Raw genomic sequence first — 14,029 nt, 5'->3', positions numbered from 1 at the left:
CCGGAAGGCACTGAAATGGTGATGCCGGGCGACAACCTGAAGTTCGAAGTCGAACTGATTGCGCCGATCGCGATGGAAGAAAAACTGCGCTTCGCTATCCGCGAAGGCGGCCGTACCGTCGGCGCCGGCGTCGTCTCGAAAATCATCGAGTAATCGATGTTTTAGATCCGGCGGGTCTGCTCGCCGGATGTAAAAACCACGAAATTGAAAGGTGCGCCGTAAGGCGCGCCTTTTGTTCTTGACAGACTCAGGCCAGCCGCATATCCGGCGCGCCTAATCTGTAAAGATTGCGGTTCGATGCTGGCACCACATGCGGTGTTGTCAGCCTCTCAACCTGAAAAGCCCTGCGAAAAGGGAAAACCATGTCTGGTCAAAACATTCGCATCCGGCTCAAGGCGTTCGATTACCGCGTGCTGGACGCCAGCACCCAGGAAATCGTCAACACCGCGAAGCGTACGGGTGCACAGGTCCGCGGGCCGATCCCGCTGCCCAACAAAATCGAGAAATTCACGGTTCTCCGTGGTCCGCACATCGACAAAAAGTCGCGCGACCAGTGGGAAATCCGCACGCACAAGCGTCTTCTCGACATCGTCGATCCGACCCCGCAAACCGTGGACGCGCTGATGAAGCTCGACCTCGCGGCTGGCGTGGACGTCGAGATCAAAGTCTGAGGAGTTAGCACATGCGTTCTGGTGTTATCGCCAAGAAGCTGGGCATGACCCGGCTGTTCCTCGAAGACGGCAAACAGGTTCCGGTGACCGTGCTGCAACTCGACAACCTGCAAGTTGTCGCGCAGCGCACCGTCGAAACCGATGGCTACACGGCTGTGCAACTCGGTGCGGGCGAGGCGAAAGCCAAGCGCGTTTCGGGTGCGATGCGTGGTCACTTCGCGAAAGCGAATGTGGCGCCCAAGCGCAAGCTCGCCGAATTCCGCGTTTCGCCCGAAAACCTGATCGAAGTTGGCGCCGAGATCTCGGCCGAGCATTACCTTGCCGGTCAGCATGTCGACATCGCCGGCACCTCGATCGGTAAAGGCTTTGCCGGTGCCATGAAGCGTCACAACTTCGGTGGTCTGCGCGCCTCGCACGGTGTGTCGATCTCGCACCGTTCGCACGGTTCGACCGGTCAGTGCCAAGACCCGGGTAAGGTCTTCAAAGGCAAGAAAATGGCGGGTCATCTTGGTGCCGTTCGCGTCACCACGCAAAACCTGCAAGTGGTCCGCACCGACGCCGAGCGTGGTCTGATCATGGTCAAAGGGTCGGTTCCGGGCGCCAAAGGCGGCTGGGTCACGATCAAAGACGCCGTGAAAAAACCGGCCCCGGCGGATCTGCCGATGCCGGCCGCGCTGAAATCCGCGGCGGCTGCCGCTCCGGCCGAAGAAGTCTCGGTCGAAGGGGGTGAAGCATGAAACTCGATGTGATCAAGCTTGACGGCGAAAAAGCCGGCGCGATCGAGCTCGACGAAGCGCTGTTCGGCCTTGAGCCGCGCGCCGACATCCTGCATCGCGTGGTCCGCTGGCAGCGTGCGAAGGCTCAAGCCGGTACCCACTCGGTGCTCGGCAAGTCGGAAGTCAGCTACTCGACCAAGAAGATCTATCGCCAAAAAGGCACCGGTGGCGCGCGTCACGGGTCCAAAAAGGCGCCGATCTTCCGTCACGGTGGTGTCTACAAAGGCCCGACCCCGCGTAGCCACGCCCATGACCTGACCAAGAAGTTCCGCGCCCTCGGCCTGCGTCATGCGCTGTCTGCCAAGGCGAAAGCTGGCAACCTCGTGGTGATCGAAGCGGCCGATATGGCCGAAGCGAAAACCTCGATGCTCGCCAAAGCTGCCAAGGAGCTGGGCTGGAAAAAGGTCCTGGTGATCGACGGCGCCTCGGTGAACGAGAACTTCGCGCTTGCCGCGCGCAACATTGATGGCATCGATGTGCTGCCGTCGATGGGCGCCAACGTCTATGACATCCTCAAGCGTGACACGCTCGTGATCACCAAAGCGGGTGTCGAAGCTCTGGAGGCTCGCCTGAAATGAGTGCGAAACCCGAACATTACGACGTGATCGTGAAGCCCATCATCACCGAGAAAGCCACCATGGCCTCGGAAGCTGGTGCGGTTGTGTTCCAAGTCGCCAAGACGGCGACGAAACCGGCGATCAAAGAGGCTGTTGAAGCGCTCTTCGGCGTGAAGGTGAAGGCGGTCAACACCACCATCACCAAAGGCAAAGTGAAACGCTTCCGCGGTTCGCTCGGCCAACGCTCGGACGTGAAAAAAGCCTATGTCACGCTCGAAGACGGTCAAACCATCGACGTTTCGACCGGTCTGTAAGACCTGACACATGACAAGAAAGGCCCTCGCGCAAGCGGGGGCCTTTTTTGTTTTTGGGGGGCGGTGGCGTGGCAGATTTCTATCCGCTTGTGAGCCGCGCGGGAGGCGAATTTAACGTTCGTGCCTCAGGTAGCCAATTTTCTGGTGCCCATCTGCGTCAGCAAGGTCTGGTGCAAAAGTATCTTTGACATCCTCCAGAACAGCTTTGCACACCTCCTGGATGCAGTCGGATTCATTCTTGCCTGCAAAGGAGATTGAACGGCTTCCGACGACCACTCTAACGGTCTCATCGCAAGGCTGAAACTCGATGATCGTTCGGACAAGGGTCGCGCCGTCATCAGACAGGTCATCAATCTTAGTGCGTAAGCCCATTCGAACGTGGTCGAGCGAGAGTAGCGAGGCTCCAAATGAGGAAAACGCGGTGTCATTCCATGGTGCATCGCCGCCGAAATCGCCTTCTGGAGGAACGGCGTCGGGCGCTGAAGTCGGTGAGCCCAAGAAAAGCGCATAGGCGCTGACAATCTTTCGGCCGAGTTCTTTGACCTGATGGTGAAACCGTAAAGTCACCTCGCCGTATCTGCGGGTAAGGTGCTGCAATTCAACGTATTGAGCAGAAGCCATTTAGAAACCTATCGAGGCCAGAGAAGCTGGAGGAAATCCGTGGCACAATATCATCTGCGCTTCGCCGCGGATCAAGATTCTCTCGAAGCCCCTTCCCACTTGCCACCTTCCCTCAACCCTGCTATGCCCCGCCAGTCGCTCGGCCCCGGATTCGTCCGGGGCCAGTGATTTTTGCACTCGGGGAGCTACGGCGCCCCTTACGTAACGGACCTATGGTCCAGAGCAACGGAAGACAGAGAGCATGGCACTCAAGTCGTATAAACCGACGACGCCTGGCCAGCGCGGGCTGGTTCTGATCGACCGTTCGGAGCTTTGGAAAGGTCGTCCCGTCAAAGCCCTCACTGAGGGTTTGACCAAGACGGGCGGCCGGAACAACACCGGACGCGTCACGATGTGGCACAAGGGTGGTGGGGCGAAACGCCTTTACCGCATCGTCGATTTCAAGCGTCGTAAGTTCGACGTTCCGGCCACGGTCGAGCGGATCGAATATGACCCGAACCGCACCGCCTTCATCGCGCTGATCAAATACAGCGACGGCGAACTGGCCTACATCCTCGCGCCGCAGCGCCTTGCGGTGGGTGACACCGTCATCGCCGGTGCGAAACAAGACATCAAACCGGGCAACGCGATGCCGTTCTCGGGTATGCCGATCGGTACGATCGTCCACAACGTCGAGCTGAAGCCCGGCAAAGGTGGTCAGATCGCGCGCGCCGCGGGCACCTATGCCCAATTCGTCGGCCGTGACGGTGGCTATGCCCAGCTGCGTCTTTCCTCGGGCGAGCTGCGTCTTGTCCGTCAGGAATGCCTGGCGACCATCGGTGCCGTTTCGAACGCCGATCACAGCAACCAAAACCTCGGCAAAGCCGGTCGTAAGCGCCACATGGGCGTGCGTCCGACCGTTCGCGGTGTTGCGATGAACCCGATCGACCACCCGCACGGTGGTGGTGAAGGCCGCACCTCCGGTGGCCGTACCCCGGTTACCCCGTGGGGCAAGGACACCAAGGGCAAGCGCACCCGTTCGAACAAGCAGACCGACAAGTACATCTTGCGGTCGCGTCACGCCAAGAAGAAGGGTCGCTAAGATATGGCACGTTCTCTCTGGAAAGGCCCTTTCGTTGACGCCTATCTGCTGAAAAAAGCAGAAAAAGCGCGCGCTTCGGGCAAATCCGACGTCATCAAAATTTGGTCGCGTCGTTCCACCATCCTGCCGCAATTTGTCGGCCTCACCTTCGGCGTCTACAACGGGCAGAAGCACATCCCGGTGAACGTCACCGAAGAGATGATCGGCCAAAAGTTCGGTGAATACTCGCCGACCCGGACCTACTACGGTCACGCCGCCGACAAGAAAGCGAAGAGGAAGTAAGCCATGGGTAAGGAACAGAATCCGCGCCGCGTGGCGGATAATGAAGCCTTCGCGAAAGCGAAGATGCTTCGTACCTCGCCGCAGAAACTCAACCTCGTTGCCGCGCTGATCCGTGGCAAGAAGGTGGACAAGGCCCTTATGGACCTCACCTTCTCGAAAAAACGGATCGCCGAAGACGTGCGCAAGTGCCTGCAATCGGCCATTGCCAACGCCGAAAACAACCACGGCCTCGACGTCGATAACCTGATCGTCGCGGAAGCTTGGGTCGGCAAAAACCTCGTCATGAAACGCGGTCGTCCGCGCGCCCGTGGCCGGTTTGGCAAGATCATGAAGCCGTTTTCGGAAATCACCATCAAGGTGCGTCAGATCGAGGAGCGCGCGTAATGGGTCAGAAGGTCAACCCCATCGGGATGCGTCTTCAGGTCAACCGCACCTGGGACAGCCGCTGGTTCGCTGAATCGAAAGACTATGGCGACCTGCTTCTGGAAGACCTCCGCATGCGCGAGTTCATCCACAAAGAAGCCAAACAAGCTGGCATCGCCCGCGTGATCATCGAACGTCCGCACAAAAAGTGCCGCGTCACGATCCACGCCGCGCGTCCGGGTGTCATCATCGGCAAAAAAGGCGCCGATATTGAAACCCTGCGCAAGAAACTGGCGAACTACACCGACTCGGAACTGCACCTCAACATCGTTGAAGTTCGCAAACCCGAGCTGGACGCCCAGCTTGTGGCCGAGTCGATCTGCCAGCAGCTCGAGCGCCGTGTTTCGTTCCGTCGTGCCATGAAGCGCGCCGTGCAAAACGCGATGCGTATGGGCGCCCTTGGCATCCGTGTGAATGTCGCTGGCCGTCTGGGCGGCGCCGAGATCGCGCGGACTGAGTGGTATCGTGAAGGCCGTGTGCCGCTGCACACCCTGCGCGCCGACATCGACTACGCGCTGGACGAAGCCATGACTCCCTATGGGATCATCGGCGTGAAGGTCTGGATCTTCAAAGGCGAGATCATGGAACATGATCCGCAAGCCCGTGATCGCAAAGCTGCCGAAGCCCAAGACGGCCCGGCGCCGCGCGGTCCGCGTCGCGACCGCGACGCTCGCTGAGGAGTGACTTGAGATGCTGCAACCGAAACGGACGAAATTCCGCAAACAGCACAAGGGCCGCATCAAAGGCGAAGCCAAGGGTGGGTTCAACCTGAACTTTGGTTCCTTTGCGCTCAAGGCCACCGAGCCGGAGCGTGTGACGGCCCGTCAGATCGAAGCGGCTCGCCGCGCGATCACCCGTCACATGAAGCGTCAAGGCCGCGTCTGGATCCGTATCTTCCCGGATGTGCCGGTTTCGTCGAAACCGACCGAAGTCCGGATGGGTAAAGGTAAAGGCTCGATCGATTACTGGGCGGCCAAGGTGAAACCGGGCCGGATCATGTTCGAGATCGACGGCGTGCCGGAACCGATCGCGCGTGAGGCTCTGCGCCTTGGTGCGAACAAACTGCCGGTGATGAGCCGCATCGTGGCCCGCGAAGACTGGTAAGGTCTTCCCGACACAGGTTTGAAAACCCCCGCTTCGGCGGGGTTTTTTTCTTTGCGGAAATGAAATGCGCCAGATACACCTCTAGTCAATAAGTACATGAGGGTGCAGATGCGCTGGAGCCATAAAGAGCTCATTGAAAGAGAAGCCCAATTCCCAACCGGAAGCCGAAAAGGTTACGCCGGGTATCTGGAGGAGCTATCGCAGCTTCGGGGGGACTTTTACGCGGAATTCCTGAAGCAGAAGATACCGAAGCAGCCCTCGGTCGATGAGGTGATTGCCGCTTTTGATGCGCCGCCACCGGAGGCGTTTTCGGCCCCCTACATGCTTTCTGAGGAAGCGATCGCGCAGCTGAGCAAATCAGTGCAGCGCAAATACGTTGTGCGTTTCAAAAATATCCGGCGCTCATGGCACCTTTTGCTGCAATACATGCCTGAACTGATGGTGGAGGAGGGCGCGCGGCAAGACGTGCTGGAGATGTCGAGCGCGCATGGCGCAACCTTAGAGATTTTGCGCCATTTTGGGCATCGGGCCATTGGCAATGACTTCGCGAATTTCTTAGGGCGTGATGGCGGTCTTGATACTCGTTTCCGGGAGGCGAACGCGCTGGATTTGGCCGCAGCCGCGGATGACCACAAACTGAACCGTGGGGATGGCGCCATTTTAAACTGGCCGTACAGGCCGCTGATCGAGAGCAAGGGCTTGGATGTGCGGCTCTTCGATGCGGGGCATGTGCCTTACCCATTCGAGGACAATAGCTTTGACACGGTTCTGTGCTTCGATGCGCTCGAGCATTATTGCCACCCCAAGGATTGGCTTAAGATTGTGGGGGAGTTTACCCGCCTCGCACGTCGGTCGGTATTGTTGATCACCAACCCGGTACAGGCGCATTTGCTGAGCGATACCGCCTATATGGAAACCTTTTACGCGTTCCAAAAAGCGATGCGTCGCTACCGGGACAACGGGTTCGCCTGCGTATATGCGGGGATCAACCGCAACCAGCTTACCGTCTACAAACTGATGCATCTTGGCTGACGATCTGTTCGGTTGTGCGCGATAGGCCTTTGTGCGCGGTGCATAATGTGCTGACAGGGCCGCTGCATCTCCGTCTTGGTGCTGCGTAACGGTGTCACGTTCGCGTCACATGTAACGCTTCGATGACGCTTTTGGGTTGCGGCTCTGGTCACGCCACGAGAGAACGCCTGCGGGAGGAGCGTAAGCTCTGTAGGTGTAAGGTGCCGATTCGAATTGAAAAAGCTGCGGTGAATGGGGTCGCCGGGTGGCGTAAACGCGTTGAAGATGGATCGTTGCGGCTGCGGCTGCAAAAGGGCGATCCGCGGCGTCTCTTTGAAGCTGAGCGGGAAAGCTACCATCAGGTGGCACGCGCGGGACTGCCGTTCCCGAAGCTTCTTGAAGAGGGGAAATCCCATTTCATCGTCGCTGATGCTGGGGTGACTTTGCGTCATCTGGCACGTGCTGGCGCAGCGCATGCGGCAGAGTTCGAAACCGCGCTCATCGCTGCGGCCGAAACCTTGGCGCGGCTGCACCGCGCGGGTTTCAGCCATGGGCGTCCAAACCTGTGCGACATCTGCTGGGCAGATGGGCAGATCACCTTCATCGACCTTGAGAACTTTAGTTCGAAACGCAACACGCCCGATGGGCATGCGCGCGATCTGCTGATTTTCTTCTTCGATATTCTCGCCGAGCGGGGACGGGTGGATGAGGTGGTGCGCGCTGCGGCGCGGGCCTATCAGGCACAAGACCGAATGAATATCTGGGGCCGCGCGGAAGCACGGCTTGATCGGTTGCGCCCCTTTGTGCCGGCGTTGCTGTGGCTCACTCGCCCGGTCGCGCATAAGCGCGATTTCCGTGGCATCCCCGGTTTTGTGTCCCTGTTTGACGCAAAAGCCTAAGACCTGCCGCTGCGCCAAACTTGGGGTTGCCCCGGGAGGCGCTTTCCTGTAGGGAGCGGCATCCGCGCCTCCGGTCCCTTCGGGAATCGGGTGCGGAAGACATAACCCACCGGGTTACGGGTCACCCCAAGCGTGCGTTTGCACCCAAGCGGGGCCTGCCGGTGCCAGACAAGGAACCATGGGATGAACGCCCAAGAACTCAAGGCGAAAACGCCTGACGAGCTTCGTGACGCGCTTGTTGCGCTGAAAAAGGAAGCCTTCAACCTCCGCTTCCAAGCGGCCACCAACCAGCTTGAGAACACCGCCCGCATGCGCGCCGTCCGTCGTGACGTCGCTCGTGTGAAGACGGTGCTCAACCAAAAAGCTGCTGAAGCTGCGAAGTAAGGAGACTTCCGATGCCCAAACGTATCCTGCAAGGTGTCGTGACCTCGGATAAGAACGATCAAACCGTGACCGTTCTCGTGGAACGCCGCTTCAAGCACCCGGTCATGAAAAAGACCGTGCGTAGCACCAAAAAATACCGCGCGCATGACGCGCTCAACACTTTCAAGACTGGTGACACCGTCCGCATCGAGGAATGTGCACCGATCTCGAAAACGAAGCGCTGGACGGTTGTCGTCGAGGCCTGATTTTTCAGGCCCGGCGATGAACTTTCAGTTCATCGAAACCCTGGGACGGCTGACTGCATAGCTGTTTCCAAAGGTCGGGAGTAACACTATGATCCAGATGCAGACCAATCTGGATGTCGCTGACAACTCCGGCGCGCGCCGAGTTCAGTGCATCAAGGTTTTGGGCGGTTCGCACCGCCGTTACGCATCCGTGGGCGACATCATCGTTGTGTCGGTCAAGGAGGCGATTCCGAAAGGCCGTGTGAAAAAAGGCGACGTGCGTAAAGCCGTTGTCGTGCGCACCGCCAAAGAAGTTCGTCGCGAAGATGGCACCGCCATCCGCTTCGACCGCAACGCCGCCGTCATCCTGAACAACCAGGGCGAACCGGTCGGCACCCGTATCTTCGGGCCGGTCGTTCGCGAATTGCGCGCCAAGAACTTCATGAAGATCATCTCGCTTGCGCCGGAGGTGCTGTGATGGCTGCGAAACTCCGCAAAGGCGACAAAGTCGTCGTGCTCACTGGCAAGGACAAGGGCAAGCAAGGTGAAATCTCCACCGTCATGCCCAAGGACAACAAAGCCATTGTCGACGGTCTGAACATGGCGATCCGTCACCAGCGTCAAACGCAAACCGCGCAAGGCGGCCGTGTTTCGAAAGCGATGCCGATCGACCTGTCGAACCTCGCGCTCGTCGATGCCAACGGCAAAGCGACCCGCGTCGGCTTCCGTTTCGAAGACGGCAAAAAGGTGCGTTACGCCAAGACCACCGGGGAGGCGATCTAATGCTCGACCAAGCCACCTATACCCCGCGTCTGAAAGCGCTTTACGCGTCGACGATCCGCGCTGCGATGAAAGAGCAGTTCGCGTATAAAAACGACATGCAGATCCCCAAGCTTGAGAAAATCGTTCTCAACATGGGTGTCGGCGAAGCCGTGAAAGACACCAAGAAAGTCAAGCAAGCCGCTGACGAGCTGTCGCTCATCGCCGGTCAGAAGGCTGTCATCACCAAGGCCAAGAAATCGATCGCCGGTTTCCGCGTCCGTGAAGAAATGCCGCTTGGCTGCAAGGTCACCCTCCGTGGCGACCAGATGTATGAATTCCTCGACCGTCTGATCAACATCGCTATGCCGCGCGTGCGCGACTTCCGCGGTGTGAAACCGAGCTTCGACGGCCGCGGTAACTTCGCTATGGGTCTCAAAGAACACATCGTGTTCCCGGAGATCGATTTCGACAAAGTCGACGAAGTTCTCGGCATGGACATCATCATCTGCACCTCGACCAACGTGGATGCGGAAGCGAAGGCGCTGTTGAAAGCTTTCAACATGCCTTTCAACGCCTGATCGCGGAGAGAATTAATGGCCAAAAAATCCATGGTTGAACGCGAAGTGAAGCGCGCGAAGCTGGTGAAGAAATTCGCCAACAAACGTGCCTCGCTCAAAGCGATCATCGAAGACCAGAACCTGCCGATGGAAGAGCGCTTCAAAGCGACTCTGAAACTGGCGGAACTGCCCCGCAACTCGTCGGCCGTGCGTCTGCACAACCGTTGCCAGCTCACCGGTCGTCCCCATGCTTACTACCGTAAGCTCAAACTCTCGCGGATCATGCTGCGTGACCTGGCCTCGTTCGGCCAGATCCCCGGCATGGTGAAATCGAGCTGGTAAGGAGGTCAGGGAATGTCCGTGAACGATCCCCTCGGCGATATGCTGACCCGCATCCGCAACGCGCAGATGCGCGGCAAGTCCACCGTCCGTACCCCGGCTTCGAAGCTTCGCGCTTGGGTTCTCGACGTGCTTGCGGCGGAAGGCTACATCCGTGGCTATGAGAAAACGACCTCGGCGGCCGGCATGCCGGAACTCGAGATCAGCCTGAAGTATTTCGAAGGCACCCCGGTGATCCGCGAGATTTCGCGCGTCTCCAAGCCGGGCCGCCGCGTTTATGCTTCGGTCAAGGAAATCCCCTCGGTCCGTCAAGGCCTGGGTGTTTCGATCGTCTCCACGCCGAAAGGCGTCATGACGGACGCGGCCGCACGCACTGCCAACGTTGGCGGTGAAGTGCTCTGCACCGTGTTCTAAGGAGGGCCCGATGTCTCGTATTGGTAAGAAACCGGTCGAACTGCCCAGCGGCGTGAGCGCCTCGCTGAACGGCCAGACCGTTGAAGTGAAAGGGCCGAAAGGCACCCGTAGCTTCACCGCCACCGACGATGTGACGATCACGATGGACGGCAACACCGTCACCGTGGCGCCGCGCGGCACCTCCAAACGTGCCCGTCAGCAGTGGGGTATGACCCGCTCGATGATCGAAAACCTCGGCGTCGGCGTCTCCACTGGCTTCAAGAAAGAGCTCGAAATCCAAGGCGTTGGTTACCGCGCCGCGATTCAGGGCAACATCCTGAAGCTGTCGCTGGGCTATTCGCACGAGGTTAACTTCGAGGTTCCCGCCGGTGTGACCGTCGCGTGCCCGAAACAGACCGAGATCACCGTGGAAGGCATCGACCAACAGCTGGTCGGCCAAGTCGCGGCGAATATCCGTGAGTGGCGTCGTCCCGAGCCCTACAAAGGCAAAGGCATCCGCTACAAGGGCGAGTTCATCTTCCGTAAGGAAGGCAAGAAGAAGTAAGGGGCTGAGAAATGGCGAACAACAAACGAGAGCTGTTCCTCAAGCGCCGCCTGCGCGTCCGGAACAAAATCAAGGCGATGGCCAATGGCCGCGCCCGTCTGTCGGTGCACCGCTCGTCGAAAAACATCAGCGTTCAGCTGATCGACGACGTCAAAGGTGTGACGATTGCGTCGGCTTCGACTCTGGAAAAAGAGTTCGGCGTCGTCGGCAAGAACAACGTCGAAGCCGCCACCAAAATTGGTGCGGCGATCGCCGAGCGGGCCAAGAAAGCCGGTGTCGAAGAGTGCTTCTTCGACCGTGGTGGCTTCTTGTTCCACGGCAAAATCAAGGCGCTTGCCGAAGCAGCCCGCGAAGGCGGTCTGAAATTCTAATGAGGTGGGGGGCGCTCGCGCCCTCCCGATGATCCGGGGGCCGTGCCTAGCGCGGCCCACTTGGATTGGACCAAACAGGCGTGACACCACGCCGTTCACGAAAGGAATGCCTTATGGCAGAACGTGATAACCGCCGGGGCCGCCGCGAAGAGCGCGAAGAAACCCCGGAATTCGCCGATCGTCTGGTTGCGATCAACCGCGTGTCGAAAACCGTGAAGGGTGGTAAGCGCTTCGGGTTTGCCGCGCTCGTCGTGGTTGGTGACCAACGTGGTCGCGTCGGCTTCGGCAAAGGCAAAGCCAAAGAAGTTCCGGAAGCGATCCGCAAAGCCACCGAGCAAGCGAAACGTTCGCTGATCCGCGTGCCGCTCAAAGATGGCCGCACCCTGCACCACGACGTGGCGGGCCGTCACGGCGCTGGCAAAGTCGTCATGCGCACCGCGCCGGCTGGTACCGGGATCATCGCCGGTGGTCCGATGCGTGCCGTGTTCGAAATGCTGGGCGTTCAGGACGTTGTTGCGAAGTCGATCGGCTCGCAAAACCCCTATAACATGATCCGCGCGACCCTCGACGGTCTGAAGCTGGAAGCCTCGCCGCGTTCCGTTGCCGCTCGTCGTGGCAAAAAGGTCGCCGACATCCTGCCGAAAACCGACGCTGAAGCGCCGGCTGAAGCCTGAGGAGACTGAGAGATGGCGAAAAAAACCATCGTCGTGCAACAGGTGGCTTCGGCTGCCCGCCGCCCGGCCATCCAGACCGCGACCCTCAAGGGCCTTGGCCTGAACAAGATCCGCCGCACCCGTGAGCTGGAAGATACCCCGGCTGTCCGCGGCATGGTCAACAAGATCTCGCACCTTGTGAAGATCATCGAAGAGCGCGGCTAAGCCCGGTCTTTATTTGAATTGATAAACGCCCCGGCTTGGTCCGGGGCGTTTTTCGTTGGATACTGCCAGCCCCAGACAGGAGGCCGCGATGGATATGAAGCAGCAAAAAGCCGAGACCGAGCAGATATTTGCCGAGATTGCGAAGATGGAAGACCTGCCCGCGCGCGCGGTCGTGGCCTTTCAATTCGTGCCCGAAGATGGCAGCGCCGATTGGGATGCGTTCACCGAGGCGCTTGAGGCGCAGGGCTATGGGGTGGAATGGTATGAGGCCGAGGATGACGAGGACGAGGCCTGCCTCGAGATCACCACGCCCGAGATGGCGTTGACGGTGGAGAGCCTTTGGGCCGAGGAAGAAAAGCTGACCGTGCAAGGCGCGGTGCATGGGTTCCTGGCGGATGGCTGGGGGTTCATGGGGGCGTGACGGGTGTTGGTGAGCTTGAAAGAGCGTGCTAAATTTGAAGGGGAAGAAAGCTTGGACTACGTCGTCCAGATAATTTGAAGAGAGTGTTTAACATTATGAGGTGAGTGATGAAGAATGCCCTTGTGTCTGCTCTGTCGATACTGCTTGTCGCAAACCCGGCGTTCGCAGAGATTTGTGACTATCGCCCCAGCGAACTGATTGGCGGTGTAGGCGCCGGGGCCACTGTGGCGACGGGTGGTGCGGTTGCAGCAGGGGGCGTCGCCGCTAAAGCTGCGGGTATTTATACTCTTGTTCATGCGTCTTCTGGCCTGACCATGTTGGCTTCTACCGCGGGAGGTGCATCTGCGGCGGGAACCGTCGGTATTATGGGGGGGACTGCGGGTGCGCTGGGGACAGTCGGAGCAGTTGTTACGGCGCCCGCCACGATTATCGCGGGCATAGTGATTGCTGTCGGAGTCGGTGGATATGAGGGCCTGTGCTATTTCTCTGACGAACGCGTGACGGATTACCCCACTGTACTAGAGCGAATGAAGTTGGTCGCGTCCACGGCGAGCCACGATCAGTTTCGTCTGATCGAGGAAAATGAACCGGGCGAGCGTGCGGCCATCATGATGAGGAACGAGGAGGGCACCTTCGATATCTATCAGGTCAAGGATCTCTATATCGTCAACAACACGCTCATGCACCGTGACTGGGGGCCAAACACCAGGCTTGGGTCACTCGGTTTCTTTATTCCTCAGACAGATCCTGCCTTGGATGGAAACTGACATGTGCCCGGGTCAGCTTGCCGCTTGACCCAACCGCCCTCGCGCGTCTATACGCCCACGGTGGCCTCGCTCGGGGCCCAGAATCAACAAGAAATGCCGTGTGTGCTCCGGTTTCGCTTCCGGGGGCATTGTCCGGCAAAGGAGAAGCGATATGAAACTGAACGAACTGCGCGACAATTCTGGCGCCGCGACCAAGAAAAAACGCGTTGCGCGTGGCCCGGGTTCGGGCAAAGGCAAAACCGCTGGCCGTGGTATCAAAGGCCAAAAGTCGCGCTCGGGTGTGGCCCTGAACGGTTACGAAGGCGGCCAAATGCCGCTCTATCGGCGTCTGCCGAAGCGCGGCTTCAGCAAGCCGAACCGCAAAGCCTTCGCCGTTGTGAACCTCGGTCTGATCGAGAAATTCATCGGCCTTGGCAAACTCGACGCCTCGGTTGAAATCACCGAAGACGCGCTGGTTGCTGCTGGCCTGACCTCGCGCAAGCGCGACGGGATCCGTATCCTCGCCAAAGGCGAAATCTCCACCAAGGTCACGCTGAACGTGACCGGCGCTTCGAAAGCGGCTGTGGAAGCCGTTGAAAAAGCCGGTGGCAAACTGACCGTTGCTGCTGCGGCCGAATAATCGGTTGTGG

At 59.1% G+C, this 14,029-nt stretch carries 26 protein-coding genes and 1 pseudogene; 26 read left to right on the top strand and 1 reads right to left on the bottom strand.

Going from position 1 to position 14,029, the window contains the following annotated elements; all coding sequences use genetic code 11:
- The 5 genes and pseudogenes from tuf to CRO18_RS16330 form a co-directional block, all read left to right on the top strand.
- Positions 1-153 (top strand): annotated as a pseudogene (tuf, locus tag CRO18_RS16350) (elongation factor Tu); the annotation flags it as partial.
- Between the two features lie 209 nt (positions 154-362).
- On the top strand, positions 363-671 hold the full coding sequence (gene rpsJ / locus CRO18_RS16345) for a 30S ribosomal protein S10 (protein ID WP_013066043.1): 309 nt from the start codon (positions 363-365) through the stop codon (positions 669-671).
- Positions 672-682: 11 nt separating this feature from the next.
- Positions 683-1,408 carry a 50S ribosomal protein L3 gene (gene rplC / locus CRO18_RS16340; RefSeq protein ID WP_076483984.1) on the top strand — a complete coding sequence of 242 codons (726 nt, stop codon included), beginning with the start codon at positions 683-685 and terminating at the stop codon, positions 1,406-1,408.
- Positions 1,405-2,025, top strand: coding sequence for a 50S ribosomal protein L4 (gene rplD / locus CRO18_RS16335; RefSeq protein ID WP_076483983.1), 621 nt, complete (start codon positions 1,405-1,407; stop codon positions 2,023-2,025). Before rplC ends, rplD begins: the two co-directional genes overlap by 4 nt.
- Positions 2,022-2,318, top strand: coding sequence for a 50S ribosomal protein L23 (locus CRO18_RS16330; protein WP_076483982.1), 297 nt, complete (start codon positions 2,022-2,024; stop codon positions 2,316-2,318). Before rplD ends, CRO18_RS16330 begins: the two co-directional genes overlap by 4 nt.
- A 111-nt stretch (positions 2,319-2,429) precedes the next feature.
- Here CRO18_RS16330 and CRO18_RS16325 read toward each other — a convergent pair whose 3' ends face one another.
- Positions 2,430-2,939: a hypothetical protein gene (locus CRO18_RS16325; protein ID WP_097082914.1), complete on the bottom strand. Its 510-nt coding sequence runs from the start codon at positions 2,937-2,939 to the stop codon at positions 2,430-2,432.
- Between the two features lie 241 nt (positions 2,940-3,180).
- Here CRO18_RS16325 and rplB point away from each other — a divergent pair, with 241 nt between their 5' ends.
- The 21 genes from rplB to rplO all read left to right on the top strand — a co-directional run bounded on the left by rplB (position 3,181) and on the right by rplO (position 14,019).
- On the top strand, positions 3,181-4,020 hold the full coding sequence (rplB, locus tag CRO18_RS16320) for a 50S ribosomal protein L2 (RefSeq protein ID WP_076483980.1): 840 nt from the start codon (positions 3,181-3,183) through the stop codon (positions 4,018-4,020).
- Positions 4,021-4,023: 3 nt separating this feature from the next.
- Positions 4,024-4,302, top strand: coding sequence for a 30S ribosomal protein S19 (rpsS, locus tag CRO18_RS16315; protein ID WP_055211973.1), 279 nt, complete (start codon positions 4,024-4,026; stop codon positions 4,300-4,302).
- Positions 4,303-4,305: 3 nt separating this feature from the next.
- A complete protein-coding gene (gene rplV / locus CRO18_RS16310; protein ID WP_076483979.1) occupies positions 4,306-4,686 on the top strand; it encodes a 50S ribosomal protein L22 in 381 nt (126 codons plus the stop codon).
- A complete protein-coding gene (gene rpsC / locus CRO18_RS16305; protein WP_097082913.1) occupies positions 4,686-5,402 on the top strand; it encodes a 30S ribosomal protein S3 in 717 nt (238 codons plus the stop codon). Before rplV ends, rpsC begins: the two co-directional genes overlap by 1 nt.
- Before the next feature lie 13 nt (positions 5,403-5,415).
- Positions 5,416-5,829: a 50S ribosomal protein L16 gene (gene rplP, locus CRO18_RS16300; protein ID WP_076483977.1), complete on the top strand. Its 414-nt coding sequence runs from the start codon at positions 5,416-5,418 to the stop codon at positions 5,827-5,829.
- A gap of 108 nt (positions 5,830-5,937) precedes the next feature.
- Entirely contained in the window at positions 5,938-6,861 is a 924-nt protein-coding gene (locus tag CRO18_RS16295) for a class I SAM-dependent methyltransferase (RefSeq protein WP_249276090.1), read from the top strand.
- A gap of 200 nt (positions 6,862-7,061) precedes the next feature.
- The gene (locus CRO18_RS16290; RefSeq protein ID WP_097082911.1) at positions 7,062-7,739 is read left to right on the top strand and encodes a hypothetical protein; all 678 of its coding nucleotides are present in this window, start codon (positions 7,062-7,064) and stop codon (positions 7,737-7,739) included.
- Positions 7,740-7,922: 183 nt separating this feature from the next.
- On the top strand, positions 7,923-8,123 hold the full coding sequence (gene rpmC, locus CRO18_RS16285; protein ID WP_076483974.1) for a 50S ribosomal protein L29: 201 nt from the start codon (positions 7,923-7,925) through the stop codon (positions 8,121-8,123).
- 11 nt (positions 8,124-8,134) lie between these two features.
- Positions 8,135-8,368, top strand: a complete 234-nt coding sequence (gene rpsQ, locus CRO18_RS16280) for a 30S ribosomal protein S17 (RefSeq protein ID WP_076483973.1) — start codon at positions 8,135-8,137, stop codon at positions 8,366-8,368.
- Between the two features lie 88 nt (positions 8,369-8,456).
- Entirely contained in the window at positions 8,457-8,825 is a 369-nt protein-coding gene (gene rplN, locus CRO18_RS16275) for a 50S ribosomal protein L14 (RefSeq protein ID WP_013066055.1), read from the top strand.
- Positions 8,825-9,130 carry a 50S ribosomal protein L24 gene (gene rplX, locus CRO18_RS16270; protein ID WP_076483972.1) on the top strand — a complete coding sequence of 102 codons (306 nt, stop codon included), beginning with the start codon at positions 8,825-8,827 and terminating at the stop codon, positions 9,128-9,130. Before rplN ends, rplX begins: the two co-directional genes overlap by 1 nt.
- Positions 9,130-9,687 (top strand): 50S ribosomal protein L5, encoded by a 558-nt coding sequence (rplE, locus tag CRO18_RS16265; protein ID WP_076483971.1) that lies wholly within the window; start codon positions 9,130-9,132, stop codon positions 9,685-9,687. The genes rplX and rplE overlap by 1 nt, the downstream gene beginning before the upstream one ends.
- A gap of 15 nt (positions 9,688-9,702) precedes the next feature.
- Positions 9,703-10,008: a 30S ribosomal protein S14 gene (gene rpsN / locus CRO18_RS16260; protein ID WP_076483970.1), complete on the top strand. Its 306-nt coding sequence runs from the start codon at positions 9,703-9,705 to the stop codon at positions 10,006-10,008.
- Between the two features lie 12 nt (positions 10,009-10,020).
- Positions 10,021-10,419 carry a 30S ribosomal protein S8 gene (rpsH, locus tag CRO18_RS16255; protein WP_097082910.1) on the top strand — a complete coding sequence of 133 codons (399 nt, stop codon included), beginning with the start codon at positions 10,021-10,023 and terminating at the stop codon, positions 10,417-10,419.
- A gap of 10 nt (positions 10,420-10,429) precedes the next feature.
- Positions 10,430-10,963 (top strand): 50S ribosomal protein L6, encoded by a 534-nt coding sequence (gene rplF, locus CRO18_RS16250; RefSeq protein ID WP_076483969.1) that lies wholly within the window; start codon positions 10,430-10,432, stop codon positions 10,961-10,963.
- Positions 10,964-10,974: 11 nt separating this feature from the next.
- A complete protein-coding gene (gene rplR / locus CRO18_RS16245; protein ID WP_076483968.1) occupies positions 10,975-11,334 on the top strand; it encodes a 50S ribosomal protein L18 in 360 nt (119 codons plus the stop codon).
- 113 nt (positions 11,335-11,447) lie between these two features.
- Positions 11,448-12,008, top strand: coding sequence for a 30S ribosomal protein S5 (gene rpsE / locus CRO18_RS16240; protein ID WP_076483967.1), 561 nt, complete (start codon positions 11,448-11,450; stop codon positions 12,006-12,008).
- A 12-nt stretch (positions 12,009-12,020) separates the two neighbouring features.
- The gene (gene rpmD, locus CRO18_RS16235) at positions 12,021-12,212 is read left to right on the top strand and encodes a 50S ribosomal protein L30 (RefSeq protein WP_013066063.1); all 192 of its coding nucleotides are present in this window, start codon (positions 12,021-12,023) and stop codon (positions 12,210-12,212) included.
- An 88-nt stretch (positions 12,213-12,300) separates the two neighbouring features.
- Positions 12,301-12,633, top strand: coding sequence for a ribonuclease E inhibitor RraB (locus CRO18_RS16230; protein WP_097082909.1), 333 nt, complete (start codon positions 12,301-12,303; stop codon positions 12,631-12,633).
- Positions 12,634-12,740: 107 nt separating this feature from the next.
- On the top strand, positions 12,741-13,400 hold the full coding sequence (locus CRO18_RS16225; RefSeq protein WP_097082908.1) for a hypothetical protein: 660 nt from the start codon (positions 12,741-12,743) through the stop codon (positions 13,398-13,400).
- Positions 13,401-13,551: 151 nt separating this feature from the next.
- Positions 13,552-14,019 carry a 50S ribosomal protein L15 gene (rplO, locus tag CRO18_RS16220; protein ID WP_097082907.1) on the top strand — a complete coding sequence of 156 codons (468 nt, stop codon included), beginning with the start codon at positions 13,552-13,554 and terminating at the stop codon, positions 14,017-14,019.
- Positions 14,020-14,029: the final 10 nt, after the last annotated feature.

It is taken from the genome of Rhodobacter sp. JA431, from assembly GCF_900217725.1.
Classification (GTDB): domain Bacteria; phylum Pseudomonadota; class Alphaproteobacteria; order Rhodobacterales; family Rhodobacteraceae; genus Rhodobacter; species Rhodobacter aestuarii.
Note: the sequence above shows the minus strand (reverse complement) of the source record. Positions and strands in the feature narration are given on the sequence as shown.